Here is a 26,436-nt window from a genome sequence, read left to right on the forward strand (position 1 = left end):
TCGCCGGGTTTCCCCGGACATGACGTAGGGTTCGGCGGTTGATCCTCCAGGGGGGCGGATCAGCGGGCGCACCATGAAAGTCATACGAGATGTCCGAGGCCCTCAATTCCATGGTGGAGGAGTACATTTCCGTCGGTCCCACCGCGGGAAGTGCCCATCCGATGGATTCGTCGCGAGTGCTCATGGCACTGCTTTCCCTGGCGCGCGACGGCCAGACTCCCGAATACGAAATCGACGATCTCGAAGGGATCGTTTCGTCGCGAGTCCTCCGGCGCATTCTTTCCGCCCTCCAGTTCCGCGATGAGGCCACGCTCAGTCACGCCCGCCGCGTCTCGTGCATGGCCACCGGAATGGCCAGCCGACTCGGATGGGAAGGGCGGATGCTCCGCGTCCTCGAGGTCGCCGCGCTGCTTCACGATGTCGGCAAGATCGGCGTCCCCGACCACATCCTGATGAAGCCGGCCAAGCTCAGCCCCGACGAATCCGACTTCATGTCGGCCCAGCACGACGTCGGAATCCAGCTCCTGCAGGCCTGTCGTATCGACCCCGCCGTCATCCAGATCATTTCGGAGATGTACTCGCACGCGGAAGGCGATTCGTCGACGGGCCGGATTTCAGGCCAGGGGGCCAAGATCCTCGCGGTCGCCGATGCCTTCGATTCGCTGTCCAACGATCAGGCCTATCGGCGGGGCCTGAGCCGCATGGAAGTCCTCAACATCCTGACCAGCAAGACGGGGCGGCGCTTCGACCGGAACATCGTGCTCGCCCTCGGACGATGGCTCGACAGCGACGGAGGTTTCCTCTTCGACCCGGAGCTCGACCTCCGGACCACCGCGGTCAACGCGGTCGTCGACTGGGAGACCGTCCGTCAGGCCAGCACCATGGGACACATCGTCTCGTATCTCTACCTGATCGAGACGCTGTATGACGGCTTCTACATCGTCGACTCCGACCTGAAATTTGCCGTCTGGAACCGCGGGTCCGAGAACCTCTTCGGACTGGGGTCCGGAGAAGCACTCCAGGAAATCTGGTCCCGACGCCTGGCCAGGTTCGTCGACGAGGCCGGAAGAGAGATTCCGGAGAAGGAATACCCGCTCTACAAGGTCATGGAGACGGGCCGCCCCCACTCGGCCACGTTCAACCTGATCCGTGAGGACAACTCCCGTGAAAGCGTCGAGATCCTTTCGCTTCCGCTGCTCGACCATGACGGCAGCCTGCAGGGAGCTGCCGAGATTTTCCGCAATCTGGCCGGCGTCAAACGGAACCCCGGTCGCTATCGCGAGCTGCAATGGGCGGCGACGCGCGATCCCCTGACAGGTGTCGCCAATCGCGGGTCACTGCAGGCAAAACTGAACGAGCTGCATGCCGCCTGGGCGGAACGGACCGATGCCCCGCCGCTCAGCGTCGTGTTCCTCGACATCGATCACTTCAAGGCGATCAACGACAACTACGATCACAGCACCGGCGACCGCGTCCTGATTGATCTCGTGCAGCTGCTCCAGGACGAGCTCTATTCGGGCGAACTCCTCGGACGCTACGGCGGGGAGGAGTTCGTCATCCTCTGCCCCGAGACCAACATCGAACAGGCCGTCGAGCGGGCCGAGCGCCTGCGTCGCAGCGTGATGGGCATGCGGGTGACCAATCAGCCCACACTGCACGTCACCGCCTCGTTCGGCGTGGCGCAGATCCGGCAGGGCGACACCCCGGAATGCCTGATGAAACGTGCCGACCAGGCCCTGTACGAAGCCAAGCGGGCCGGACGCAACAAGACCTGTCACATCGGCGGTCCCGGTTCAGCGGCGGAACCGGCGGAGACCCTCGTCCCTGCCTGTGACCCCTTCGTGTACGACTCGTCGTTCATCTCCTGCGATGCGTCCGACGTCATTGTCACCAAGCTGAGCGGCTTTGTGAACGACAACGCGGGACGCGTGCTGGCGGTGGAAGAGAAGAAAGTCCGGATCCGCATCGGACGCTCCCGCCTGCTCGCCGGATGGGGCAAAACCTCGCTCAAACAGCCGGTTCAGCTCGAACTGGAGCTCGCGGCCGCCGTGAAAGGGATGGGAAAGCGGGACGTGAGCCGCCGCCGCGAGATCAGAGTCTCCGTGCGGCCCGTCGGTCAGCCGAAAGACGAAAACCAGTTTCAACAGAGGGCCGGGCAGGTGGTCGAACTGCTCCGTTCCTACTGCCTGGCCGAGTAAGAATCGGCGATCGGCCGGTGGGGGGCCACTGGCCCGCTGCAGTTCCCCTCCACGCTGCCGGGGGGGCGTGCGTCCCGTTATGCTGATGGCCTTTCCGCGGTTCTTATCTGAGGAACTGGCGGTCAGTGATTCGGTAACCAGGCGGACAGCGTGGAAACGGCAGTTGATAAATCGGGCGATCGTATTCGCCGCATGTTCGGTGGAATCGCTCCGCGATACGACCTTCTGAATCACACGCTGTCGGGCGGCGTGGACACCTATTGGCGGGCACGGACTGTCAGGCTGGTGAAGCCCGAAGGAACCGCCCCGATTCTCGACCTCTGCACCGGGACCGGTGACCTTGCCTTCGCCTATGCCCGCGCCGGCCAGCTCAAGACGCCAATCGTCGGAGCCGACTTCACCCCCGAGATGATCGAACTGGCGAACGCCAAACGCGAAAAGGCGGAGGCCGCCGGGAAGGTCCCGCCCGGTCTGCTCAAGTTCCTGGTGGCAGACGCCCAGGAGTTGCCGTTTGAGAGCGACAGCTTCCAGATTGTTTCCGTCGCGTTCGGGCTGCGCAACGTCGCCGACACCATGCGGGGCCTGAAGGAAATGGTCCGCGTCTGCCGGCCGGGAGGCCAGGTCGCCGTGCTCGAGTTCTCGAAGCCCCAGAACCGCGCCTTCAATGCCCTCTATCAGGCCTACTTTCGGACGGTCCTCCCGCGGATCGGACAGGTCGTCTCCGGCAGCCGCGATCTCGCCTATGAGTACCTTCCGCAGTCGGTCGCGGCGTTTCCCTGCGGACGGGAACTGACCGCCCTGATGGAACAGGCCGGCCTCGAGAAGACGCAATTCAAGCCGCTGACCTTCGGCATCGCCACGCTCTACTGGGGGCGAAAGCCGGCCGGCGATGCCTGACATCTATTTCCACGAGCACACCGTTCACGCAGACGAGATTGATCCCCTCGGCCATGCGAACAACGTGTCGTTCGTGAAATGGATGCAGGATGCGGCGATTGCCCATTCCACGGCCCAGGGTTGGCCCATGTCGCGCTATCGCGAGCATGGCGTCGCCTGGGTTGTCCGGCGGCACACCGTCGAATACCTGCTTCCCGCCGTTGAAGGCGAACGCATCGTCGTGAAGACATGGGTCGCCGACATGCAGCGCGTCACCTCGCTGCGGCGTTACGAGATTTCGACCACCGATCGGCTCTTGGCGCGGGCGGAGACGAACTGGGCCTTCATCCGCACCGGCGACGGCAAGCTGACCCGGATTCCGGAGCACGTCTCCGCATCGTTCGTCCTCGTCCCAGGGACATGATCGGCGCCGGCGGCGCGTTCAGGCCGTCGTCGCGCCTGGAGGGACGGTGGAGTCATAAGGCTTCGCAGCCTGCCCGTTGCCCGAGTGAGCGTCCCGCCAGCCTTTGGCGACCGGCCCCTGAACCAGCCACCAGAGAAGCGGAGCGGCAATCACCGCACACCCGCCGAGCAGCCCCCATGTGAATTGGGGAGACGCCGCAGTGGCCTCTGCTTCGTAAATCCCCCAGCGTTTCAGCGCCTCAAGATTTGAGGGGACCGTCAGCATCCGCGCGGCGACCACCTGGAGGCCGTTGAAGATCAGGTGGAAGATGATGCCCGGAATCAGGCTGCCGCTCCGCAGTGCGAGTGCCGCGAGGACGAGGCCGAGCAGCGTCGCGTTGAACACCTGCTGCGGAATCATGTGGACGATGCCGAACGCGATGCTCGACATGACTGCCGCGAGCCGGTACCGATGCGTTCTCTGCAGTCCGCTCAGGATGAACCCGCGGAAAGCCAGCTCCTCGCAGATGGCCGGCGTCACGGCGAATGCCAGGAACGGCAGCCAGAGCGGAAGCTCGTGCGTCGACATCGATTTCATGATGCGGTCCATCCCCGGCGGCAGCGGCGGGAAGAACCAGTGCAGACGGCTCAGCAGCTCGAGCGCCAGCGGCTGCAGCACCACCGGCAGCACGATCGCCGCGCCGATCCATTTCAGGTGGCAGCCGCGCAGCTTCAGCGTCTTCAGAGGATTGCTCGTCAGCATCACCGCCATCATCAGCGCCGGAGTCGCCACGGTCGCGAGCAGGTAGATCATCTGCAGCTGCAGCGCCATGGTGTCGCTCTGCGCGTCCAGCAGCCGGTCGCGCATGATGTTGAACGACGCAAACTGCAGCATCAGGATCAGCACAAAGCAGAACAGCGCTTCCGAGAAGCTCGGCGTGTCTTCCTTCTTCCTCAGCAGATGCCGGAACCACAGCCGCAGGTCGAACCTCTCCGCATCCCGGAACAGCACGTCCTCCCGCTGAAACTGTTCAATGGCCCACCACAGCGCCAGCAGGCTGTAACAGATGCTCGAAATCGTCACGGCGACGGCAAAGAACGGCAGCGACCCTCCCGGGGCCGAACCGAGGATCAGCGCCTTGAGCAGCAGCGACGGCCCCACCACCGGCAGCACGCTGTAAAACGGCGTCAGTTCCACAGCCGGATTCAACGAGAACATCATCAGCCCCATCGTCACCATCAGCAGAGGCGTCAGGTAGTACTGGCCTTCCTTCGTGCTGCGGGCAAACATCGCGAACGCCAGGCTCAGAGCGCTGAACAGCGCCGCCAGCGGAATCGACAGGAGCACGACCCACATCAGCGGCTCGAAGCCGGGGAAAGCCACATCAGCCGCCGAATTCGGGCCGCCGGGTCGGGCCGACAACATGTGTTTGCCCGTGTAACCGATGCTGGCGATGTTCAGGAGCGCGGTCGAAATACTGAACAGCATCACCGTCAGGAACTTCCCCGTCACGATCTCCTTGCGAGACGCCGGAGAAATCAGCAGCGTTTCCATCGTGCCCCGTTCCTTCTCGCCCGCGCCCAGGTCGATCGCGGGGTAGAAGGCGCCTGTGACGGCCATCATGACCAGCAGGGCAGGGAACATCTTCGCCCACACATTCGCCGACAGCTTTTCGCTGCGGGCCAGGTCGACAGTCACCGGGTCGACCGGCGCGGAAATCGACAGCGGCAGCTCCGCCTGTTCCAGACGCGATCGCAGAACGTCGTCTTCCCACGCAGAAAAGACGTCCCGCACCCGGCGAAACGCGATGGCCGATTTCTCGTCGGCGCTGTTCTCCAGAAGCATCGGATGGGCCGGCAGCTCGCGCGGCCCGTTCGAGCGATCTCCCTTTGCAAGCGCCTCGTTGATCTCCTTCACCTGCTGCTTCAGCCCGGGAGGGACGATCACCAGCACCTGGACAGGTGCGTTCTCGAACCAGTTGCTGATCTCCGTCCGCAGTTCATCGGCCCGGCTGGAAATCTCGGCGGAGCGGGCCGCATCGGCCTTTGGAGAGAGGCTTCGCGCCTCCAGCACCAGCCGTCCCAGCTCTTCGATCTTCGGCAGGCGTTCCTTCGCCCCCTCGAGAAAGGCCTGTTCCTCTTCGGAAAGAGAGGCGGCCTTCGTGCGGGCGTCGTCCGTCAACACGTGGATCTTGTCCAGGTCGTCCGGCGACTTGAAATACTGCGCCAGGAACCGGCCCTCCTTGATCAGCTGCGGCTCCGGCAGGTCGTCGGCGTTCAGCACCACCACCGTGCGGGGCTGTTCGGTGAATGTCACCGTCATCTCCATCATTCCGACACCCAGAATCGGGTACAGGAACAATGGCAGCAGCACCACCATGAACAGCGTGCGACGATCGCGCAGTTGATCGGAGACTTCGCGCCAGAAGATCAGCTTGACGTTACGCCAGTTCATGAAAAGTCGTTTCGATCAATCGAACAGCGAATCAGACAGCAACCGTTTCCGACGCAGCCAGCGACTGGTCGTGTCGCTGGATCAGTTCGAAGAACAATTCTTCGACATCCGGCTGATTGTATTTCGCAGTGAGTTCCGCCAGCGTCCCGCTCGCCAGGATCCGGCCTTTGTGGATCACGGCGATCCGCTCACAAAGCTTCTCCACCTCGCGCATGATGTGCGTCGAGAAAATGATGCATTTCCCCTGGTCCTTCAGGTATTCAATCGTCTGCAGCACCGCCCGCGCCACGAGAACGTCGAGCCCGGAAGTCGGCTCGTCGAAAATGAGCACCGGCGGATCGTGAACGATGGTCCTCGCGATCGACACCTTCTGCTTCATGCCGGTCGACATCTTCGACCCCAGCACGTCCCGGATCTCGTTCATCTGCAGCGTCGTGAAGATTCGATCCAGCCGTTCCTGCAACTGCTCCTCGGGAATCCCGTAGAGCCGTCCGTAGTACTGCACGAGCTCCCAGGCGGTCATACGGTCGTAGATGCCCGTATTGCCCGACATGAAGCCGATGTTCCGGCGCACCTCGCTCGACTGGGTCGCCACGTCATAGCCCGCGACCATCGCCCGGCCGTCCGTCGGCCGGAGCACTGTGCTGAGAATTCGCAGACACGTCGTTTTGCCGGCCCCGTTGGGCCCCAGCAGCCCGAACACCTCCCCCGGATACACCTCGAACGTCGCGTCTTCCAGAGCCGCCACGGCTCCGCGCTTGAGATCGACGAAGCTCTTGGAAAGCCGATCGACGGAAATCATGGCCTGACGGTCGGTCATCCTGCTGGGTTTCCTTCGTTGCGTTCGCCCTTCGGCCAATCTTGGCTCAGGCAATCGTCAGCCCCGGAGGGGGATTCCGGTGAACGACGACTTTCCCGGGAATCGCGTGTCAGGGAACGTGACAGCTCCTGAACGTTGCGAAACCGCCCGCCGGATGAGGCGAAATGTCAACATCCGCGTCGATTTGAAGTTTCGGCATATTCGTCAATTGCGCTCTGTTCGCCAACGTCGTCTTTCAACCAGCGGGAAATCCCTGTGCAGCTCGCGGCCTGTTCCGGCGGAATGAGCCACTGGAAGTAAAGTCGTCATATCCGGAGTCTTCAGGTTCCTGCATCTTGAACAGCGCGCCGCCTCTCAGTCTGTAAGCCGAAATGTCCTCACAGTTGCTTGAAAAACCGCCGCACGCAGACCCCGCCGATCTCTCGGACGTCGTGGACTTCGCCTCGTCGGAGTTCATGCCCGATGTCCCCTGGCTGACGCGACTCAACCTCGGATCCCGGCGGCTGAACGTCCGCTGCCTCGGACCGGAGCTCCGCACGATGAAGCGGACCGTCGACATCGGGGTCTCGCTGCTCCTCCTGGCCCTCCTGTGGCCCGTGATGCTGCTGACCGCCCTGCTCGTCAAACTGACGTCCCGCGGTCCCGTCATCTTCCGACAGACTCGTGTCGGCCTGAACCTCCGCACCGCCGACCGCAGGCATCTCGACCTCGGACCTCCTCCTCCGGGCGACGAACGCCGAAATGCACTCTACGACCGACGCGGAAATCCGACGTACGGCCGGCATTTCACCCTCTACAAGTTCCGCACGATGCGCGTCGACGCCGAGAAAGACGGCGCGCAGTTCGCCCGCAAGAACGACTCCCGAATCACCCCCATCGGACGCTTCCTCCGCAAGACGCGGCTGGATGAACTCCCCCAGTTGTGGAACGTCCTCAAAGGCGAAATGACGCTCGTCGGGCCTCGACCGGAACGCCCTGAGTTTCTCGAACAGCTCTCCGAGCAGATTCCGAACTATCTGGAACGCCTCGGGCTGAAGCCCGGCCTCACCGGCGTTGCGCAGATCGTGAACGGCTACGACAACGAGATTGAGAGCTTCCGCCGAAAGGTGGCGTTCGACCTGCTCTACCTGCAGAACTGCTGTCTCTGGAACGACATCAAGATCCTGTTCCGGACGATTCGCACAGTCCTCACCGGAAGCGGCGCTCTCTGAACCTCAGGGGCGGACGCCCGCATTCCGGCAAACCCGTCGGATCTACAGCGCGATCTCCTTGTTGTCGATCAGCCGCGTTGTCCCGAGTCGTGCGGCGACGAGCGCGACCATCCGCGGTTGCGGCGCGGTTAGCTCCTGGAGCGTCTGCGGGTCGGCAATGACGGCGTAATCGGGAACGACTCCAGCCGCCTTCTGCAGGTGTTGCAGCATCGCAGCCGCCACCGCCTGGATATCGGTCTCGCCGTCATGCAGGCGATCTTCGGCGAGGTTCAGGCTCTCCCACAGCGCGATGGCCGATTTCCGCTGTTCGGCAGAGAGGTAGACGTTGCGGCTGCTCATCGCCAGCCCGTCGTGCTCGCGCATCGTCGGCGCGGTGATGACCTCCACCGGCACGTCGAGATCCTTCACCATCCGACGGATCAACGCCTGCTGCTGATAGTCCTTGGCGCCAAACACCGCGACATCTGGCTGGACGAGATTGAACAGCTTCAGCACGATCGTCGCGACGCCGCGAAAGTGAGTCGGTCGGAGCGCCCCTTCCATTGGCGCGGACACGCCTTCCACCGTGACGTAGGTCGAGTACCCCTCTGGATAGAGGCCTTCCTTCGTGGGGGTGAACACCAGGTCGACTCCCGCGAGCTTCGCGGCCTCGAGGTCCTTCTCGAGCGGGCGAGGGTACTTCGAGAAGTCTTCATGGGGGGCGAACTGCGTCGGGTTCACGAAGATCGTCGCCACGACAAAGTTCGCTTGCGACCGGCAGGCGTGGAACAGGCTGACATGCCCGGCGTGCAGTGCCCCCATCGTCGGCACGCATCCGATCCGTTTCCCCTGCGAGCGGGCCGCCTTGATGGCCTCACGAAGTTCACCTGTCTCGGAAATCACCTGCATGTTCAATTCACCTGTTCGCCGGAATCGGCTGGCTGACTCTGAAACCCCGGGAGGGGCCCAAACGCGGTCTCACCGGATCTTCAGGTCCGGCAGTTCCTGTTTGATCCCCGCGTCGATCGGCATCCGGTCCGGCGTCGCTCCCGTCCGCTTGAGTTCCGCAGCGATCAGCGCGCTCAGTTCTTCGATGCGCGACCTCTGCGTCGGATCATCGATCAGATTCTTCCGCTCGTCAGGATCGTTCTTGAGATCGTAAAGCTCGGCCCGATGTCGATCGGGGCCTCCGTCGCCGTGAGGATACCGGATGAGTTTCCACTCGTCCGTCCTCACTCCGCGGATGTTCGGCGTGTACGGGAACTGTTTCTCGTAGTTGTATTCGTACAGCCAGCCGGTGCGCCAGTCCCTGGATTTTCCCTGCACCAGGGACACCCAGCTCCGGCCATGCGCTTGCTTCAGCGGAGCGGCACCGCACAGTTCCAGCAGGCTCGGCGCCAGGTCGAGCGTCAGCACCTGGGCCGTTTCCTTGCGGGGCCTGTCCTTCGGCGTCAGCTGCGGGGCGCGGATCACCAGCGGAATACGGATGCTCGGCTCGTGCATCGTCCGCTTGTCGACCATCCCGTGCTCACCGTTCAGCAGGCCGTTGTCTCCCATGAACACGAACACCGTGTTGTCGAGTCGCCCGGCCTCCTCGAGCGCCCTGGTCATCCGGCCCACGCTGTCGTCGACCGAAAGCACCGTTCCCCAGTACCCCCGGATCATCGCCTCGAAATGCTTCACCGATTCGGGCCGCGAGTCCGGAAACTTCTTCCGGTAGTCGAACAGCGGACCGTAGATCCCATGCCAGGTCGACAACCGTGTCTTGTACCACGCGGGATTGTCGCCCAGCTCAAAGGCCGAATCGGGGTAGGGGATCGCCACGCTCTCAAACGCATCCGCGTACTTCGGTTCCGGCGTGTAAAAGCTGTGCGGCGCCTTCTGGCCGACCATGAGGAAGAACGGCTTCTCGTCCGTCTGCTTCTGAAGCCAGTCGAGGGCCATTTCCGTCACGACGTGCGTGTAATAGCCGGGAACGACCTTTCGCTCTTTCCCGTTCAAATTGAACTCGGTGTCGAAGTATTTTCCCTGGCCCTTGTGGGTCACGAACCAGTCGAATCCCGGACGCGGCTCGTCGTTCTCCTCTCCCATGTGGTACTTGCCGATGTACGCAGTGGCGTAACCGGCAGCCTGCAGGTTCCTCGGAAGGCTGTCCAGGCTCCGGGGATACTCCGTGAAATTGTCGACGACCCCGTGAGAATGGGCATACTGGCCGCTGAGGATCGATGCCCGGCTGGGGGAACACAGTGACGTCGTGCAGAACGCATTGACGAAATGGACCCCTTCATTCGCCAGCCGATCGATGTTCGGCGTCTTCACCTGCGGATGCCCCGCGCATCCGAGCGTGTCCCAGCGCAGATCGTCACACAGCACGATCATCACGTTGGGGCGATCGGCGGCCGGGAGGGCAGACCCGGCAAAGACCATCGTCAGAATCAGGAGCGGGCGCATGCTGCTGTGTCCTTGGGGGAACGCGGGGCGACGGGGTCTTCGGGCAGTTAAGAGGGCCGTTTCGTCCCCGTCAACCGCCGCAGGATCGAAAAAACTCGTCGATTCTGCGGGACGACTCTCGCCAGCGGCAGATTCTCGGATGGACGTTCGCGGATCGGAACTCGACCGTTACAGTACGACCAGTGAAAGGCCGTAGGACGCTCCCCGCGGCTCTCGATGCTGGCATCTGGACGGGACCGCGCGGTAATGGCAAAGGAAATGGAATCGGTTCGGTCCTGCGGGTTTCTCGTGCTTCGCGAACGCCCGCTGCGCGAGTTTCTCCTGATGAAGCACAAGGTCAGGTGGGATCTGCCCAAGGGGCATGTCGATCCGGGCGAAACGGACCTTGAGTGTGCGCTGCGTGAGTTGTGGGAAGAAACCGCGATTCCGGCCGACGCCATTAAGGTCGATCCTGAATTCCGCTTCATGCACCAGTACCCCGTTCGCACGAACCGGGTGAAGAGCGGACGGGCCATCAAGACCCTCGTGATCTTCCTCGCCGAATTGATCAACGACGTGAAGATCAAGACCACGGAACACCCATCCTACGCCTGGCTCCCCTGGCAGCCGCCGCATCGCCTGCAGGAGCAGACCATCGACCCCCTGCTGAAGGCGGTCGAGGAATACCTGATCACGCGGAACTGAACTGCGAAGCCTGGAGACAATGAAAAAAGGCCGGTGTTTTCACCGGCCTTTCTTCGTTTCGACTCCGGGCGTCTTACGGACGGCGCGTGCTCGCCGCCAGGGCCGGGAAGGCTTCGACGTAGTCGAGAGCCACGTTCAGCACTTCGTCGTTGTAGAAGCCTTTCGGGAAGATCGGCTCGTTCGGATCCTTGGCCTTCACTTCGTCTGGATCCTTCGGATTGTCCTTCGCCGTTTCTTTCTCGAGGTCGCGTTCCGCTTTCAGGATGGTTTCATTCAGCGAAACCGATTTCTTGTTCTTCCGCTCCAGGTACTGCCGGATCACCTTCTCGACCTTCTGGAAGTCCTCCACGGTCGCCACCCGCTGTTCGCTTCGCTTCTGGAGGCTGGCGACAACGTCGCTGGAGACCAGGCGGCTTGCGGAGTAACGGGCCGGCTCGATGTGATCGAACGGCAGGGCGTTGTCGAGGCTCGACTCGCCTTCATCGATATGGTCCAGCAGCGACGGCAGGACCACATCCGAGGTGACGCCGCGATTCTGCGTGCTGTCGCCGTTCACGCGGTAGAACTGCTGGATCGTCAGCTTCAGCTTGCCGCGATCCTGTCCGCGGAACAGCCGGAACGGCTCGCGGGGCGCGACGTCCATCAGGTTCTGGACGGTTCCCTTGCCGTGCGTGGTCTGGTCCCCGATCACGATCCCGCGGCGGTAATCCTTGATCGCGCCGGCGAAAATCTCCGAGGCCGACGCGCTCAGGCGGTTGCACAGCACCACCAGCGGCCCGCGATAGATCACGCCCGGATCCTCGTCGTTCAGCTGCTTGGGCGCGCTGCCGGTCTCCTTGACCTGCACGATCGGGCCCTGGTCGATGAACAGTCCCGAGATTTCGATCGCCTCGCTCAGCGCGCCGCCGCCGTTGTTCCGGAGGTCGACGACGATCGCATCCAGCTTCTGGTTCGCGAAGACTTCCTTGAACACCTTGCGACAGTCAGCCGCAGCGCTCTTGAAGCCTTCCGTTCCGTCCTGGGCCTGCTCGAAGTCACGATAGAACGACGGGATGCTGAGGACGCCGATCCGTCCCTCGCGACCCACGCGGGCGCCGGTCTCGATGATTTCGCCTTTGACGGCCTGTTCGTTCAACTCGATCTTCTGGCGGACCAATTGATAGATCTGGGTGTCCCCCCCCTTTTCTGGCTTCACCTGCAGCCGCAGCGGAGTGCCGCGCGGGCCGCGGATCTTGCGGACCACTTCGGTCAGCTTCATGTCGTAGATATCTTCGATCTCGGCGTTCCCCTTCGAGTCCACGCCGGTGATCTTGTCGCCCACTTTCAGCCGGCCGTCGAGGGCCGCCGCTCCGCCGGGAACGATCGACGCCACCACCGTATATCCGTCATCCGAACGCAGCGCCGCGCCGATCCCGTCCAGGCTCAGCTTCAGCTGGATCTCGAAATCCTGCCAGCTCCTCGGCGACATGTACGTCGAATGCGGATCGAACGCCGTCGTCATCGACGTCAGGTACATCTCCAGCTTCTCGTCGGGCGTCGTCTGCTCGATCACCCGGCCAATATTGCGATAGCGCTTGTGGAGTTTCTCCCGGGCCTTGTCGAGGGGCTCTTCGTCCAACTTGTATTGCAGCATGTCGAACTTCACCCGCTTGCGCCAGCGGTCGTCGAGTTCTTCCTGCGTGGCCGCCCAGTCGAGAACCTTCGAGTCGGTGATCATCGACTCGTCGACGCTGTAGTCCTGATCCTGGTCGATCAGCAGATGGGCCTTCTGCAGCTGATCGGTCAGCCGCTGCTTGAAGATGTCGAAAACGGTGTACGCGAACTGCACGTCGCCCGCTTTGATTTCGTCGTCCAGCGTCAGCCGGTGCGGAGCGAACTGATCGATATCCGACTTCAGGAAGTACATTTTTCCCTGGTCGAGCAGCTTCAGGTATCCGTCGAAGATCTTGACCGAAGCGGCATCGTCAATCTTCGGATGGTGCAGGTGAAACCGCGGAACCAGCTGGGTCACAAGCTGGGCGGTCTGGGCATCTGCCGGGGAAGCGGCGGGGGCCGCGGGCTGCTGGGCGGCGAGGAATCCAGCGCCGGAAAACAGTGCGAACCCGACAACAAAGCGCAGCGTGCGCGGAGACAACGTCATCATCGAGGGAGACCTCGGTTGATCGGAAGGAATGACGATCGAGCCGTTCGCAAAAAATCGAACGGACAACACCGGCAAGCCGGAGTAGCAGGGCATTTCATCCTGAAATCCACTGCCGACGAAGGATTTGTCGACACGGAATCGTAGGCAAACTGAGGGAAGCCAACAAGATGCAGTTTCCGTCGGAAAGTCGCGGTCGCAGACTCGCGGCGACCGGACCACATCCCCCGCGCGCACGCCGGAATCCTTCATTTCCAATCAGGTTGGCCACTCACGGCGGATCGTAGCCACCCGGATGCCACGGATGGCATCTCCCGATCCGGCAGATCCCTTTCCAACTCCCCACGACTGCCCCGTACTTCCGGACGGCCCCGATGAAATAGCGGCTGCAACTCGGCTCGAACCGGCACTGCCGACCGAAGATCGGGCTCAGGGTCAGCTGATAGATCCGAACGAGCACGATCAGCACGAGCGCCAGCCAGTCGGCCGGATGCCGCCAGTTCAACTCCCGGCCAGACTCTTCACCCGATTCCGGACGGTCCACGGCGTCGCTCATTCGGTGAAGCGTTCTTCACGCCACGGATCGCCGTAATTGTGGTAGCCCATCTCTTCCCAGAAGCCCGGCCGGTCATCCGCGACCAGAGTCAACCTCTTCAGCCATTTGGCGCTTTTCCAGGCGTACAGCCTCGGAACGATCAGCCGGACCGGCCCGCCATGATCCGCGTCGAGCAGTTCGCCGTCGTGACGATCCACCACGAGGGCGTCGGGCTGGTCGAATTCCGGGAGCGGCAGGTTGGTGGTCCAGTCGGAATCGTAAGCACCCGCGATCACGAAACGGGCCGTCGGCTTGACGCCCGCCATCTGCAGCAGCGTTTGAACCGCCACCCCTTCCCAGAGATTGCCCAGCCGTGACCAGCGGGTCACGCAGTGGAAGTCGGCGAACACCTTCGACCGCGGGAGAGACTGGAACTGCTCCCAGCTGAACTCCAGGGGGCGTTCCACGAGCCCGTCAATCGTCAGCCTCCATTCCGCAATCGGAATGGAGGGGACGGTCGTCGCATGCAGCACCGGCCACTTGCGCGTGCGGACCTGTCCCGGTGGAATCCGGTTCGATCGCCGCGTGTCCGGACTGACGATCACCTCCGGCGCCACGCTCCCGGGCTCGGGAGGACTGCCGGACTGGTACTTCGGATCATCGGGTCCGGAAAGACTCATCGACTGCTGATTAAGTCTTGATCATCGCACGCTTTGCGCGCCGAGCCTTGTGGCTGGCGGGGCGCTTTCCGTGATTAGCCCGCTTCAGTTTCTTTGCATTCTTCGCCATCGGTGACTCAACCTTGATCAACGCTCAAAACAACACGACCCGACCTGCATTGAGATCGGGACGAAACCGGTCCACAGTGAAGCGAAAGAGCGTAACAGCCGTTGTGCCAATTGGGAAGGGCGACAAAGATACGGTTGCCCCACCTCTGAGCCAGCAATGCGGCCTGTGATTCGCTGGCGCCTGTGAGCTTCCCACCGCGTCGGCGTCCTCATGGCCTTCAAATCCAACGATCCGCCCCCGCCCCCCGGAAAAGGTCCGGCCCCAGCCGCCGCCACCCGGCCGGCGACGCCCACTGCAAAAACCGATGTCACGGGAAAGCCCCCGCTGAAGCCTCCCGCAAATGTTGCGAGTTTGCGGCCGGAACCCGCCAGCAAACGCCTCGTCTCACTCGATGCCTACCGCGGGTTCATCATGACCCTGCTCGCGGCCAACGGTTTCGGCATTCTGACGCTCTCCAGAACCAGCGAGGACTCCCCGCTCTGGAAAATCCTGGACCGCGAAACCTGGCAGCACATCGGTTTTCACTTCAATCATCCGGCCTGGCTCAGCAATTTTCCCTTCGGCCCGTCGACCAATCCGCTGGAAGGAAGTCCCTGGACGCGCGGCGCCGTCTCCCTCTGGGACCTGATTCAGCCCGCCTTCATGTTCATGGTCGGCACGGCGATGGCCTATTCGGCTCGCAAACGCGACGCCCTCGGAGAGCCGCGCTGGAAGCAGTGGCTGCATGCCTTCCTCAGGGCCATCGTCCTCGTGCTGCTTGGCGTCTTCCTCTCCTCGTTGGACACACGGCAGACGCACTGGGAGTTCCCCAACGTCCTCGCCCAGATCGGCCTCGGATACGTATTCGTCTTCGCGACCGTTCGCTGGAAATGGTGGGGACAGGTCGCCGCCATCGCGACGATTCTCATCGCCACATGGGCCGCATTCTTCACCTTCACTCCCCCTGACAACTACGACTTCGCAGCCGTCAACGCCTCGGCGGAGCAGGGCGAAGTGCTCGAGAAGCCATTCCGGCAGTGGTCGAAGAATGGCAACTTTGCACACGACGTCGATCTGAAGCTGCTCAACAAGCTCCCGCGCCTCGAGGACAAGGAAGGGAAGCCGATCCCGTTCACCCACAATCGCGGCGGCTATCAGACCCTCAACTTCTTCCCGTCGATCGCGACGATGATCCTCGGTGTTCTCTGCGGCCAGATCCTCCAGCGGCCGGTCTCCGCCTGGAAGCGGGTCGGGCTCCTGCTCGGGCTGTCGCTGCTCTGCTTCGGCCTGGCGATGGTCGCCAGCGTGTACGCCTGTCCGATCGTCAAGCGGATCTGGACTCCCTCCTGGGTGCTGTTCAGCGGCGGCTACGTGATCGCGATGCTGGCGCTGTTCTTTGCCCTGTTTGACGCGCTCCCCCTCGGCGTCCTCGCGTTCCCGCTGGTGGTCGTCGGAACCAATTCGCTCCTGATTTACCTGATGGGGCAGACTCTTCGCGGCTGGACGAGCGGCAAGATCATCCACACCCACTTCCACAAGCTCATCGAAAGCGGCCTCGGTGGGCTGGCGAACATCACGGGCCTGACGCCACGCCTCCCGCAGACAGGGCAGACTCCGGGCGCCGTCATGTACGACCTCTTCGGACCCGTCGTCGATTCGACGGCCGTGTTCTTTGTCTTCTGGCTCGTCCTCTTCGCCCTCTATCGCAAGCGTCTGTTCCTGCGAATCTGAGCCAGCTCCTGGCACGTCAGAACAGGTACATCTTGGCGATCGAGAAGTAGATCACGATCCCCGTCACGTCGACGAACGTCGCCACGAAGGGGCTCGATGCGTAGCCCGGGTCGAACCCGAGTTTCGTGAAGATCATCGGCAAGATCGAACCGACCAGCGTCCCCCACAGGCAGATGGCGGCCACGGTCTGGCCGATGACGAACGACAGCGTCAGGCGGTCGACTGCGCCGATGACGCTCGTGGGCGTCAGCACAGGAATCATCACCCGCAGAAAGCCAATGATTCCCAGCGAAACTCCCAACGCCAGTCCCATCAGCAGCTCGTGGCGGATCACCGTCCACCACTGGCGGACGCCGATGTGCCCCAGGGCCATCGCGCGGGTGATCAGCGTGGCCGCCTGCGACCCGGAGTTGCCACCCGTCGAGATGCACAACACGGTGAACATCGCCAGCACGACGTGCTCTTCCATCACCTTCTCGTAGCGACTCATCGCCGAAAACGTGAAGAATTCCGCGACGAACAGGCACGACAGCCAGACCGCCCGTTTGCGCCACATCGTCGTGAACGGCACATCAAGGTAGGGCTCTTCCAGCGGGGCCATGCCGCCCATCCGCTGGGCGTCCTCGGTCGCCTCTTCCACCACGACGTCCAGGGCGTCGTCGTGCGTGATGATTCCCACGATCCGGTGATCGTTGTCGACCACCGGAATGGCGATGAAGTCGTACTTGCCCACGATCCGCGCGACTTCCTCCTGGTCCAGGTCGACCCGCACATACACCACGTCCGACTGCATGATGTCGCGAACGAGGGCGTTCAGCTTCGCCAGGATCAGGTGCCTCAGTGAAACGAAGCCCAGCAGTTTGCGGTCTTCGTTCGTCACATAGATGTAGTAGATCGTTTCCTTCTGGGTGGCCTGCTGACGCAGTCGATTGATCGCTTCTTCGACCGTGATGTCCGGCAGCAGGGTCGCGTAGTCGGTCGTCATCATCGACCCCGCGCTCCCCTCGGGGTACGACAACAGCTTCCGGATATCCTCGCGGTCGGCCTTCGCCATCAGGGGCAGCAGCGATTCCACCGCCTGCGGATCGACCCGTTTCAGGAAATCGACGCGGTCGTCGTGCGACATCGCCCCCAGCAGCTGCGACATCCGCTCACGCCCCACCCCCTCCGCGAGTTCCAGCTGCCTTTCCTCGGGAAAAAACGAGAAAATGTCGGCCTGCCGCTCGACGTCCCCGTGCCCGAGGAGTGCCCAGATTTCCTCGTCCGAAAGCCCCTCCGTGAACTCCGCCACGCTCGCCGGATGCAGGTCGTTCACCAGCGCCGCCATCCCTTCCGCGTCGCCTTCGGCGAGCATCATCCGGATTTCAGGCAGCAGAAGCGGGTTCATCATGGCGGCACGCACGAGTTCGGGGAGGGCCCGCCCATGGTAACGCCGCCCGCGCAACTTGCAGCGGGGCGAAGTCGCATTCAGTCAAGACTTCGCCCGCTCCCAACGACCAGGCCGCCGGCGAAACCGGCAAAGCGCCGCACACCGGTCGCAATCGGCTGCGACGTCATTCCCCCTCGTCTCAGCAATCGGCTCTTCACTGCCTCGTGGACGTGCCAGCCGGCGAGAGGGGCGGGGCGACGAGGGTCAATCGGGGATGCGGGTCAGGACGTCGATGCCGACCGAGTCGGGCGGATCCAGGTGGATCTCACTGTCGGTCACCTTGACGATCCGGACGGGGACCTCCGTCCCCCAGAATTCGACGCCCGTGAACTGACGCATCCACGCGGTCAACCATCGACTGACTCGACTTTGAGGAAAGGGCAGGCGCGACCCGAAAACCACATGCGAACCCTTCACCCTCCACGTCTGGATCGGCCAGTTCTTCAACCGCTTGTGATCGTCGAAAGACACTGTTCCGTTTCGGGAAAACGTGACCTTTCGCACCTTGGAGTTCATCCGGCCGACTTGGCTCCACTGCTGCCACTTCCCCACGAACCTCGCATCCCCTCGCGGCCAGAACCACCACGAGACCATCGACACCAGCACGAGCACAAACGCGAAGATCAGCCAGCGGTGACGTCGTCTTTTCGGCGGCGGTGTACTGGGTTCCATCGGAGCGCCCTTCGAAGATGAGTCTGCTGGAGATCGCGGGATCGCGGTGAGTAGGGAGGAGCGGGTAGACTTGCCGTCGCTTCACCCTCGATTCAGACCAAGGCAATGAGTGAGACGGCTCAGACAATCCATCCTCGCTGGCTCGATCCCGTCGCAATAATCCTCACTGCGCTCAGCGTCATCTACTTCGGTGTGATTTTCACTCTGCGAGCGTACGAATACCCGATCACGTCGGGTTGGTTTCTTCTTCCGGCGTTCGCTTTCTCGTCGATGTGGATCGCTGTTGGCATTGCCGTGCGACGGCGGATGAAGAGTGAAGATCGCTAGATGGCCGACACCTCTCCCAGGCCGAGACGCAGACTCTGGCCTTTGCTGCTGACGGTGGCGGGACTGTTACTCGCCGCCGTGACGGCAATCCAGATTCATGATCATCACCGCGAGACGCAGCGAATTCGGCTCATCGCCGATTTGAAACAAACAGGCGCCTTCGCACAGCTCTACATCAAACCTTCGGAATCTCCCTTGGCTCGCCTTCCGATGCTGGAGGAGTTTTTCGATCGTACCGAGGTCCTGCTTTACGTCCCCGATGCCGAGAGTGCTGAGGCCGTCCTTCCCATGTTGACGGACGACATCACACGGATCGAGATCCGCGGCCCCGCCCGTGGTCCTCTGTTCACGTCTCTCAGCGACAAGTTTCGTACCGCCGCTCCTCACGCGGAAGTGCTGTCACGGACAAGGCACGAGCCCTAAGAATGAAGCTGTCGACGCGCCTCAGGTCTGGCCGGCTGGCCCGTGCGACGTTGAGAGCTCGCGGCTGTCAATCGTGAGAACTTGCCCGACAGCGATCGTTTTCCCCTCCCATAGCGTGACCGGGGCACCGGGCGAGACCCATTTCATCGCACGTTCGGGATATAGAAACCGGATCGGTATGTCGTACTCTTGTCCGAGTTCATAGCCACCGGCGGCAAATGGCCAGAACCGACAATCGAATGCTTGGCCATTCAGGTAGACAGGGCAGCCGTACTTCACGTCTTGAATCCCTTCCCTCACGCCTTGAATTGCCGTCTTTCGTCCACCTTCGGCGGTCGTGAGGAACCTGACGCGAATCACCGCATGGGGCATGAGAACATCGACGGTCATTGGTTGCCTTGCGCCTACCGCCACTTCCCCGTGCTGACAGCGACCCTGCCAAACAACATTCGTCGCCTGCGCTGGTTCAGTGGTGATGAGAGAGAGGTCATCGGGTGCGCACTCGTTGCAGATTGAATGAGTTCCCCGACCGCGACAAGCGGGTATTCAGAAGGTCCCCGGTCAACGTGATGACTTCGGCCCTTTCCTCATAGGCGAGGAGACTGGTTCCGAGATATTTCCGCATCGCGCCGCTGATCTCGGTGAGCCATCGACTACGTCCGAGGCCCAGTGGTGGGCGGTAGACCAAGGCTCGACCATCGAACTCCCACGAGAAATGCGTCAATGATTTTCCCGAGATGTCGACAGTACGTCCCCCGCCGCTGCGGTCGAAGATCATGAAAGCCGGGAGAGGTCCGTCGTCGCGAATCAACTGCCACGTCCCCACAAACCTCGCATCCCCTCGAGGCCAGTTCCACCACGAGACCATCGACACCAGCACCAGAACGAACGCCACGACTGGCCAGCGGCGGAGTCTTCTAACCGGTTCGATCTGAGTCTTGTCCATCGTGATGCGATTCCAACCCATCAAGTGTCAATAAGGCCTGCTCGACTTTCTGACGGTTGACCGCGACGTCGCCTCGACGCCGTGCCTTCAAACCTGCGATCGCTGAAGTAAAGCTGCGTCCGGTGCTTTTGGCATCCACGAGAACAATTTGTTCGTCGAGAGTCAGGCTTTCCCAGACTCTCTGCGCTTCAGGTCTGTCAGACCGGTCAAAGTGCCACAGCCTCCACCCGCCATCTCGTGACTCGATTGGTTCGTTGTTCGGGGGGCGCACGGGCGGGCGAACGACGTCGCTCACAGGCGGGTGTTCAAATACGAAGTCGTAGCTGCGATCTCGCTGCGGCCAGCACCACCACGCAACCGTGGACGTCAGTACAAGGACGAACGCGACGATCAGCCACCGGCGTCGGCGTTTCTTCGGCGGTGGTGTGCTCGGTTCCATGTCAGTGGCACAGGTGTCTTCTACGAGGCGTCTGAGAGGCTGGAGGACGGATCGTCTAGATGGCTCTGCTGTTGGTCCGTGTCGGAGAGCCGGGGAAGGCGGCTAGTTCGGCGACGACCGTAGCTGTCAGTCGAGGCTGGAGTGGTCTGGTTCTCCTTCTTTACCGAAGAACCCAAGACTGAAGCCAAGTGCAAGACCGCCCACCGCTCCCAGGATCCCCGCCATTTGAAGTCCAATTGCCGCAGCGATTCCGCCGCAGAATGTCCCGGCGACAACCCGACGCGTCATTGAGCGTTGATCTTCGTCGTCCTTAGGAGCGTTGCCGGTTCGCCGGGCAGGGCCCCACTGGTTGCCGTGATTTTTCACCATGCCAGAACTCTATTTCCGTCACGCCGCTCAGACCACCAGCACGGCCCTATCGCCACGACAGCGAGCGTGACGACGATTCGTCGCCAGCGCCGGTTCGGATGTGACGGAGGAGAGGTCATTCGGGGATGCGTTGAATCGTGTATGTCGTCGGCTTCGAACCTGGTCCGCTTAGCCCTCGAAGCGTCACCACCGCCGGGGTGAAACTGACGATTTCACCATCGTAGAACAACTCGTCGCGTGCGCGTCGCCAAAGGAGCAGTTTGATGTCGTTGAACGCGGCCTGCCAACCGATCGCCTGATCTGGCATAACCCGCAGCCGGCTCCCGACGGCTTTAAATCGGGCCAGCCCCCGCACAGCAAAGAGAAGGCGAACACCATCGAATTGCGCGAAGCTGTCGACGAGTCCGTCGTCACGAAACTCGATAATCTGATCGCCGCACTGCCACCTCCCAACAAGCCGAGCGTTGCCCCGCGACAAGTTCCACCACGAGACCATCAACACGAGCACAAGAACCACAGTGACGATCAGCCAGCGGCGTCGGCGTTTCTTCGGTGGTGGTGTGCTTGGTTCCATCGGGTAGCCCTCCGCACCGAGTTGACCGGGGCGCATGCCGTTGCGGCGAGAGGGTGGCGTTGAGGTCGGGGAATCGCCGGCTGGTGCGTTCGGTCGTCTCGGGCACAGGGGCGGCCTACGGGGCGTCTGGTGGGCGTGTGTCGCAGCTCGCTGGAAGCCAGAGAGTGGCCGCTTGATGACCGGCATCGGCGGGCTATGCTCGAAGCGTGGCGAATCGTTTTCCTGTGCATCGGAGGTGCCAATCCCCATGTTCAAGGCCGACGTGATCTCACTCGACGACCAGGTCATCGCTCGACAGGCGCAAGTCGCTGGCCAGAGTTTTCTCAAGGGCGAGGGACCTGCCCTCTGGCGGGGCTCCTTTCACATCCCGAAGAGTGCCAGGGGGCGGGTGCAGATGGGCGACACCTTGTACCTGTTGCTGCCGGATCGCGGTCGAATCGGAACGCTCGTCACCGAAGTCGCCGCCCCCATGGTTCACTTCCGGGCCAGGGGACGGATTCAGGAGTCCGATTGAGGCGTGGACCTCGACAAGACACACCCAAGGACACAGTTCTTCTGTCGGAGACTTTCATGTCGAACCGATTCGCCGTAGGGACCTTCGTATTCGCTGCTGCGATGTCCGTCATCCTGACGTTTCAGGCTCACTTGAACGCTCAGCAAAAGAGGCCAGAACCGGCGCCGATCGGCACGATCAACGATTTAGAGAACAACCAGGTCGTCCCAGCGGCTCCGAGACAGGATGTCGGGCGGCGGCAGTGGGAGTACAAGATCGTCAACGGAGTGACAACCCTCGATCAGCTGGGGAACGACGGCTGGGAACTGGTGGCTGTCACTCGTGACGACAGCAAGGTGCGAGAGTTGTTTCTCAAGCGTCCGAAGTAGTCCGCCGCATGCAGCCCGAAGCGTGACACCGTCGGAGATGCCGGAGCAGCCAGGTCCGCACCGAAGTACCTCGGAAGCGGGCGGAAGGGTGACGCGGGGCTGGTGTCCGTGAGATCATTGTCGACGGAGAGTCCGACGGCCAATGGTACGAGATTCGACGACGATTGAATCATCAGTCACGTCGTGAAACCAATACATCTCATGAAAGGAGAGGTTTGGCTGTGGACCGAACGCATACTGCAACCGACTGACGAACCACCATATTCGGCTGGGTGGCGCTGGTCTGCTTGCAGCCAGTGCCGAACGTCGCCGAGACCGCCCTTCGACAAGTACCGTCAGCGCATGCAGGGCCATCGCAAGTAGCTCAAGCGGTTTCACGAGCCGGAGGGGCGGCCGGGGTTGGAGCCGTTTTCGGCGAAACCCCGGTCGCATGCCAGGGAGGGCAAACGAAGAGAAGTGACTCAGCGGAACGTTGATGAGAAAACGCGGCCTCGGCAACGCTTGACCGGGGCTTCCTGCGCTTCGCTACGTCCAGCCCCGGCCACCCCGCCGATCACGTCCATACGGTTTGGGAACTGCCACCAGGCGATTCGGATTACTCAACCCGCTGGCGTCGAATCAAGGGGCTGTTCACGACCGCGTGGATGGCAGCCGGCGGAATGTGCGCTGGAGTGACGCGCAGCCGGTCTGAACGCGGTGAGCGCGGAGTCTGGCAGCGGCGATTCTACGAGCACACCTGCCGCGATGAAGCGGATCTCAAATGCTGTCTCGACTACCTGCACGTCAATCCGCTAAAGCATGGCCTCGTATCGCGAGTTCGGGATTGGCCGTGGTCGTCCTTTCATCGGCATCAGCGGCTCGGTGAATATGAACTCGGCTGGGGCGATGCCTCCGTCTGGTATGGAGATGAGTTTTCGCAGTTCGAGTAAGGTGCGTCTCGACGCACCCTACGTTCCTACATGAGCGGCGGCCAGGCCTCGGGCGATTCCGATCCCAATGCGAATGAAGCCTGGATCGTCCGGGCAATTGCCGGCGTCGGCGGAAAGACGCTCGCGGGCGCGAACGACTTCCAACTCTTCGCGGGAACTACGGCTGTCGCCGCGGGGCTGGCGTTTGGCGGGTACTACGGACTGGCAGCCGCAGGCTTTACGAGCGCTGCAACGGTTGGTGTTCTGGGTAACTCGCTGGCCGTGGTCAATACGCTCAGTCTGGGTCTCAGCGGTGCAACTGTGGCGTTTTCGCCGACCGGGTGGAACAGCGCGAACTTCGTCGCCGACACCGCCAACTTGGCAATTCAAGCGACGATCGGGCGCTTCACCGGCTTAGCGCGTTTAGGTCTGCAGGGATTGGACATTGGGATCAATCTGTTCCAGAGCGGCCAGTCGGCTATTGCCGCCCGCGAATCGTTCTCGCGGGGCAATAACGTCGCGGGTACGTTTGAGGCAATCGGAGCAGGATTTGGGATTTCCGCCGCTGGGCTTCAAGGAGTACGGGCACTCCACAGAAGTGCGGCGATAATGGGCCAAGCACCTCAAATCTCGCCTGCATGGAGAATCAACGAAGGCGGCGTAGTACGAGCGGAGACCGAAATTCCGGGAATCCTGGCGCGAGCAGGAGTCCACGTTCCTGAGGACGTTATTCTTTCGGTTGGCAATGCAAGCGACTTTCATGGAACGATCGAAGACATCTTTGCTGGGCGCAGTGTGTTGACTGGCATGATTCCTGGAATTGGCACTTATGGGCGATATGTGCAGTTCGACCGTATGAGAAATAGGTTCGGCAAGATCCCGATTCGGATCAACCCCGATATGATGAGAAGCGATGAGGCAATCGTCGGCGTATTCGCACACGAGCTCCACGAGCTGTCCTTATTCAGGAATGCGTTTTCGAAAGGAGGCGGGAGGCTCACATTTGAGCGTTGGAGTGGAGAAGCAATGCCAGGAAATTATGGAAATTTCCATGACCAAGCTTGGGATGCAGCAGATACTGCCGTCCGACGTATGCGAGGCTACCAGCCATGAATGCAGTTGAAGAGGCCTTGCATGACTATGATACAGGGCGATTTACCGCATATGATACGGTATGTAAAATACTTACTAACGTTGACTCAGTGGGCTCACTCGAAGTGTTGAACCACCTGACTCCGGACTTGGTTCACGAGCTACGTGAACTGATTAGCGCTCTCGACGCGGGAGAACGCATGTCGGGCCATTGGGTCCCAACAAGTAAACAGCTTGATGCTGCGAAGTTGTGGCTCAAAGCACGAGATTAGTTGTCAGCGGCCGGGTGCGTTCGACGTGTGCCTGCTGATTCGGCGAGGCAATCGCCGTCCTGACGACTTCTGACCCCGCCGATTCCAGAAGCTAGTCAAACTCCGGCGTGAACGTCGTGTCGTTGTCGTGGACGATGTGGGTCGGCGACAAACAGGCGTCCTCGGCCATGAACTGAAAGTTCCTCGCCTGCTGGGCGACCCAGGCCGAATCCGGCCTGGCCGTACAGGGGCTGATCCACACCCGCCGAGTCCCCAGGTGCAGGAATACCAGCAGGTACAGATCGATGGGACCGCGCAGCGTCCACAACCGCTTGGTGCAGAAGTCGCATTCCAAAAGCGTCGCTGCGTGACGCTTGAGAAAGCCGCCCCAGGTGTCGCTGTCATCGTCCGGAACCGGAGGAATGTCAGCCTCCGCCAGAATGCGGGCCACCGTCTGTCGAGACAGTTTCAGTCCCAGCTTTCGCAATTGTCCGAGCAGCCGGCGGTAGCCATATCCGGTTTTCCGACGAATCCTGATCACGAGTTCGCAAAACTCGACATCCGTTTTGGGGCGTCCGGGAGTTTTTGGGATCGTCTGCTTCTTTCGGATCGGCCTCTCCGTTTGGCGCATCCAGCGGCGAAAGGTGTCGTAGCTGACAATCGTCAGCAGTTCACGCAGACTGGCCCCCAGCTGCCGTCCGGCCCGAATCAGACGGCGACGTTCCTGGACGGTGGTGACGATCCGCGGGGGCAATCGCGTTCGCAGAATCTGGTTCTCGACCTTGAGGTAGGCCACCTGCCGGGCCAGTTCTTGCCGGCTGACCGACGCCAGGATCGCGAACAGTGGATGCAAGAGGCGCATGGCGAAACACGGAAAGCTGTGAAAAGTCGCGACAATGAGCGAGCGGTAAAAACTTGGCACCTTGTGGCACGAGCATCAAGTTCGTTCATGATGTCTTGATGGCGAACGGGCTGCCGACGATGCCCGGCATTCCAAACGCTGCAAAGTCGTTGCCACGGAGCGACACATCTGTCGCATTTCGTTCACTCGGATTGTTCGCCATGAATTTCAGAGCGGTGGCATGTCTCCGTGACGGCCCAAAGGACCGTCAATCAGGGCTTGATGTTCCTTCCTCCAGACACCGCCTCAGCGAGGCATCCCATCCGCGGATGGCTGCCAGAAAAAGTTCAATTGGCGTCCTGTTGCCTCCACTCGTCGCCGGCCTTGTCAGCCGGCGACTTTTTTTGTCCCTTCGTGCCAGAAGCTGACTTCCTGCTGAGGGTTCCGTCGACCGTCGGATCGTCCGTGCTCTGTCCCACTGTGCCACGCGGTGCCTCTGCGGGACTCGAAACGACGCCCGAAATGCGACCAATATGCTGACACGGGTTCGGCAGGGCAGCCAGAGCTCGGGCTTGGTCCTTCAGCGGGATGTGCGAATAGGCGATCGTCATCTTCAGGTCTGAATGGCGGGCCAGCTTCATCGCCTCCATCGGCGAAGCCCCCCGCCGAAACACTTCGGTGATGTAGGTGTGCCGCCCGGCGAATTGGAGCTGGTGGACTACGGGAGCGACTTTGAGGCGCGGCGGGAGCTGTCCAGTTACGTGCGGTACTACAACGCGGAGCGTCGTCATTCAGCGCAGGGGTACGTATCCCCAGTGGAATTCGAGAGGCAACAGGCCGTCCGGAAGTAAGCACAACGGACTGTCCGCGCAAACTGAAGCACCTCAATCCACGTCGAATGGTCCGAGAAGCCTGTAGAATCGTGGCGCAAGAGAATATGTAGGCGGGCGCAGGAGCTCTCGCGGCCGAAGTCCCTGGGACACTCGCCGAAGATCGCCCTGACCCACGACACCGCCCTGACCCACGACACCCA

Annotated in this window: 28 protein-coding genes; 13 read left to right on the forward strand and 15 right to left on the reverse strand. The window is 61.8% G+C overall.

Annotated features, from left to right (window positions below):
* Positions 1 to 89 precede the first annotated feature (89 nt).
* The 3 genes from Pan44_RS15190 to Pan44_RS15200 all read left to right on the forward strand — a co-directional run bounded on the left by Pan44_RS15190 (position 90) and on the right by Pan44_RS15200 (position 3,498).
* On the forward strand, positions 90 to 2,198 hold the full coding sequence (locus tag Pan44_RS15190) for a bifunctional diguanylate cyclase/phosphohydrolase (RefSeq protein WP_145030868.1): 2,109 nt from the start codon (positions 90 to 92) through the stop codon (positions 2,196 to 2,198).
* A gap of 150 nt (positions 2,199 to 2,348) precedes the next feature.
* Positions 2,349 to 3,095, forward strand: a complete 747-nt coding sequence (gene ubiE, locus Pan44_RS15195; protein WP_145030869.1) for a bifunctional demethylmenaquinone methyltransferase/2-methoxy-6-polyprenyl-1,4-benzoquinol methylase UbiE — start codon at positions 2,349 to 2,351, stop codon at positions 3,093 to 3,095.
* Entirely contained in the window at positions 3,088 to 3,498 is a 411-nt protein-coding gene (locus tag Pan44_RS15200; protein ID WP_145030870.1) for an acyl-CoA thioesterase, read from the forward strand. The genes ubiE and Pan44_RS15200 overlap by 8 nt, the downstream gene beginning before the upstream one ends.
* A gap of 18 nt (positions 3,499 to 3,516) precedes the next feature.
* Here the strand turns inward: Pan44_RS15200 and Pan44_RS15205 are convergent, their stop codons facing one another.
* Together Pan44_RS15205 and Pan44_RS15210 are read right to left on the reverse strand one after the other, a co-directional pair.
* A complete protein-coding gene (locus tag Pan44_RS15205; RefSeq protein WP_145030871.1) occupies positions 3,517 to 5,931 on the reverse strand; it encodes an ABC transporter permease subunit/CPBP intramembrane protease in 2,415 nt (804 codons plus the stop codon).
* A gap of 31 nt (positions 5,932 to 5,962) precedes the next feature.
* Positions 5,963 to 6,733 carry an ATP-binding cassette domain-containing protein gene (locus Pan44_RS15210; RefSeq protein ID WP_145035053.1) on the reverse strand — a complete coding sequence of 257 codons (771 nt, stop codon included), beginning with the start codon at positions 6,731 to 6,733 and terminating at the stop codon, positions 5,963 to 5,965.
* A 389-nt stretch (positions 6,734 to 7,122) separates the two neighbouring features.
* Between Pan44_RS15210 and Pan44_RS15215 the strand changes: the two genes are divergently transcribed.
* Entirely contained in the window at positions 7,123 to 7,962 is an 840-nt protein-coding gene (locus Pan44_RS15215) for a sugar transferase (protein ID WP_145030872.1), read from the forward strand.
* A gap of 42 nt (positions 7,963 to 8,004) precedes the next feature.
* Here Pan44_RS15215 and panC read toward each other — a convergent pair whose 3' ends face one another.
* A complete protein-coding gene (panC, locus tag Pan44_RS15220; protein WP_145030873.1) occupies positions 8,005 to 8,850 on the reverse strand; it encodes a pantoate--beta-alanine ligase in 846 nt (281 codons plus the stop codon).
* Between the two features lie 69 nt (positions 8,851 to 8,919).
* Positions 8,920 to 10,392, reverse strand: coding sequence for a sulfatase family protein (locus tag Pan44_RS15225; protein ID WP_145030874.1), 1,473 nt, complete (start codon positions 10,390 to 10,392; stop codon positions 8,920 to 8,922).
* Positions 10,393 to 10,680: 288 nt separating this feature from the next.
* Between Pan44_RS15225 and Pan44_RS15230 the strand changes: the two genes are divergently transcribed.
* Positions 10,681 to 11,076: a bis(5'-nucleosyl)-tetraphosphatase gene (locus tag Pan44_RS15230; protein ID WP_197453349.1), complete on the forward strand. Its 396-nt coding sequence runs from the start codon at positions 10,681 to 10,683 to the stop codon at positions 11,074 to 11,076.
* Positions 11,077 to 11,149: 73 nt separating this feature from the next.
* Here Pan44_RS15230 and Pan44_RS15235 read toward each other — a convergent pair whose 3' ends face one another.
* The 4 genes from Pan44_RS15235 to Pan44_RS28295 all read right to left on the reverse strand — a co-directional run bounded on the left by Pan44_RS15235 (position 11,150) and on the right by Pan44_RS28295 (position 14,540).
* Entirely contained in the window at positions 11,150 to 13,219 is a 2,070-nt protein-coding gene (locus Pan44_RS15235) for a carboxy terminal-processing peptidase (RefSeq protein WP_231754063.1), read from the reverse strand.
* 268 nt (positions 13,220 to 13,487) lie between these two features.
* A complete protein-coding gene (gene yidD / locus Pan44_RS15240) occupies positions 13,488 to 13,772 on the reverse strand; it encodes a membrane protein insertion efficiency factor YidD (RefSeq protein WP_145030875.1) in 285 nt (94 codons plus the stop codon).
* Complete coding sequence (locus Pan44_RS15245) at positions 13,769 to 14,431, reverse strand: sulfite oxidase-like oxidoreductase (RefSeq protein WP_145030876.1); 663 nt, start codon at positions 14,429 to 14,431, stop codon at positions 13,769 to 13,771. The genes yidD and Pan44_RS15245 overlap by 4 nt, the downstream gene beginning before the upstream one ends.
* A gap of 10 nt (positions 14,432 to 14,441) precedes the next feature.
* A complete protein-coding gene (locus tag Pan44_RS28295; RefSeq protein ID WP_369299130.1) occupies positions 14,442 to 14,540 on the reverse strand; it encodes a 50S ribosomal protein bL37 in 99 nt (32 codons plus the stop codon).
* Between the two features lie 210 nt (positions 14,541 to 14,750).
* Between Pan44_RS28295 and Pan44_RS15250 the strand changes: the two genes are divergently transcribed.
* Positions 14,751 to 16,250, forward strand: a complete 1,500-nt coding sequence (locus tag Pan44_RS15250; protein WP_145030877.1) for an acyltransferase family protein — start codon at positions 14,751 to 14,753, stop codon at positions 16,248 to 16,250.
* A 16-nt stretch (positions 16,251 to 16,266) separates the two neighbouring features.
* On the opposite strand, the gene mgtE is transcribed toward Pan44_RS15250, so the two are convergent.
* Positions 16,267 to 17,640 carry a magnesium transporter gene (gene mgtE / locus Pan44_RS15255; protein WP_145030878.1) on the reverse strand — a complete coding sequence of 458 codons (1,374 nt, stop codon included), beginning with the start codon at positions 17,638 to 17,640 and terminating at the stop codon, positions 16,267 to 16,269.
* Between the two features lie 243 nt (positions 17,641 to 17,883).
* Positions 17,884 to 18,351 (reverse strand): hypothetical protein, encoded by a 468-nt coding sequence (locus Pan44_RS15260; protein ID WP_145030879.1) that lies wholly within the window; start codon positions 18,349 to 18,351, stop codon positions 17,884 to 17,886.
* Between the two features lie 105 nt (positions 18,352 to 18,456).
* Between Pan44_RS15260 and Pan44_RS27930 the strand changes: the two genes are divergently transcribed.
* The gene (locus tag Pan44_RS27930) at positions 18,457 to 18,678 is read left to right on the forward strand and encodes a hypothetical protein (RefSeq protein WP_145030880.1); all 222 of its coding nucleotides are present in this window, start codon (positions 18,457 to 18,459) and stop codon (positions 18,676 to 18,678) included.
* The gene (locus tag Pan44_RS15270) at positions 18,679 to 19,101 is read left to right on the forward strand and encodes a hypothetical protein (protein WP_145030881.1); all 423 of its coding nucleotides are present in this window, start codon (positions 18,679 to 18,681) and stop codon (positions 19,099 to 19,101) included.
* Positions 19,102 to 19,122: 21 nt separating this feature from the next.
* Here Pan44_RS15270 and Pan44_RS15275 read toward each other — a convergent pair whose 3' ends face one another.
* The 3 genes from Pan44_RS15275 to Pan44_RS15285 all read right to left on the reverse strand — a co-directional run bounded on the left by Pan44_RS15275 (position 19,123) and on the right by Pan44_RS15285 (position 21,429).
* Complete coding sequence (locus Pan44_RS15275; RefSeq protein ID WP_145030882.1) at positions 19,123 to 19,491, reverse strand: hypothetical protein; 369 nt, start codon at positions 19,489 to 19,491, stop codon at positions 19,123 to 19,125.
* A 97-nt stretch (positions 19,492 to 19,588) separates the two neighbouring features.
* On the reverse strand, positions 19,589 to 20,068 hold the full coding sequence (locus Pan44_RS15280; RefSeq protein WP_145030883.1) for a hypothetical protein: 480 nt from the start codon (positions 20,066 to 20,068) through the stop codon (positions 19,589 to 19,591).
* A 902-nt stretch (positions 20,069 to 20,970) separates the two neighbouring features.
* On the reverse strand, positions 20,971 to 21,429 hold the full coding sequence (locus Pan44_RS15285) for a hypothetical protein (protein WP_145030884.1): 459 nt from the start codon (positions 21,427 to 21,429) through the stop codon (positions 20,971 to 20,973).
* A gap of 247 nt (positions 21,430 to 21,676) precedes the next feature.
* Here Pan44_RS15285 and Pan44_RS15290 point away from each other — a divergent pair, with 247 nt between their 5' ends.
* From Pan44_RS15290 to Pan44_RS15305, 4 genes are all read left to right on the forward strand, one after another.
* A complete protein-coding gene (locus Pan44_RS15290) occupies positions 21,677 to 21,943 on the forward strand; it encodes a hypothetical protein (protein WP_145030885.1) in 267 nt (88 codons plus the stop codon).
* Positions 21,944 to 21,999: 56 nt separating this feature from the next.
* Positions 22,000 to 22,311 (forward strand): hypothetical protein, encoded by a 312-nt coding sequence (locus Pan44_RS15295; RefSeq protein WP_145030886.1) that lies wholly within the window; start codon positions 22,000 to 22,002, stop codon positions 22,309 to 22,311.
* Positions 22,312 to 22,826: 515 nt separating this feature from the next.
* A complete protein-coding gene (locus Pan44_RS15300) occupies positions 22,827 to 23,240 on the forward strand; it encodes an REP-associated tyrosine transposase (protein ID WP_449257511.1) in 414 nt (137 codons plus the stop codon).
* A 30-nt stretch (positions 23,241 to 23,270) separates the two neighbouring features.
* Entirely contained in the window at positions 23,271 to 24,332 is a 1,062-nt protein-coding gene (locus Pan44_RS15305) for a hypothetical protein (RefSeq protein ID WP_145030888.1), read from the forward strand.
* Between the two features lie 342 nt (positions 24,333 to 24,674).
* Here the strand turns inward: Pan44_RS15305 and Pan44_RS15310 are convergent, their stop codons facing one another.
* Together Pan44_RS15310 and Pan44_RS27435 are read right to left on the reverse strand one after the other, a co-directional pair.
* Positions 24,675 to 25,424: a hypothetical protein gene (locus Pan44_RS15310; RefSeq protein ID WP_145030889.1), complete on the reverse strand. Its 750-nt coding sequence runs from the start codon at positions 25,422 to 25,424 to the stop codon at positions 24,675 to 24,677.
* Between the two features lie 326 nt (positions 25,425 to 25,750).
* On the reverse strand, positions 25,751 to 26,044 hold the full coding sequence (locus Pan44_RS27435) for a hypothetical protein (protein WP_197453350.1): 294 nt from the start codon (positions 26,042 to 26,044) through the stop codon (positions 25,751 to 25,753).
* Here Pan44_RS27435 and Pan44_RS28300 point away from each other — a divergent pair.
* Positions 26,027 to 26,254 carry an IS3 family transposase gene (locus Pan44_RS28300; RefSeq protein ID WP_145030890.1) on the forward strand — a complete coding sequence of 76 codons (228 nt, stop codon included), beginning with the start codon at positions 26,027 to 26,029 and terminating at the stop codon, positions 26,252 to 26,254. The two genes, Pan44_RS27435 and Pan44_RS28300, sit on opposite strands and share 18 nt — an antisense overlap.
* The last annotated feature ends 182 nt before the right edge of the window (positions 26,255 to 26,436 follow it).

The sequence above is a fragment of the Caulifigura coniformis genome (assembly GCF_007745175.1).
GTDB classification, from domain to species: Bacteria; Planctomycetota; Planctomycetia; order Planctomycetales; family Planctomycetaceae; genus Caulifigura; species Caulifigura coniformis.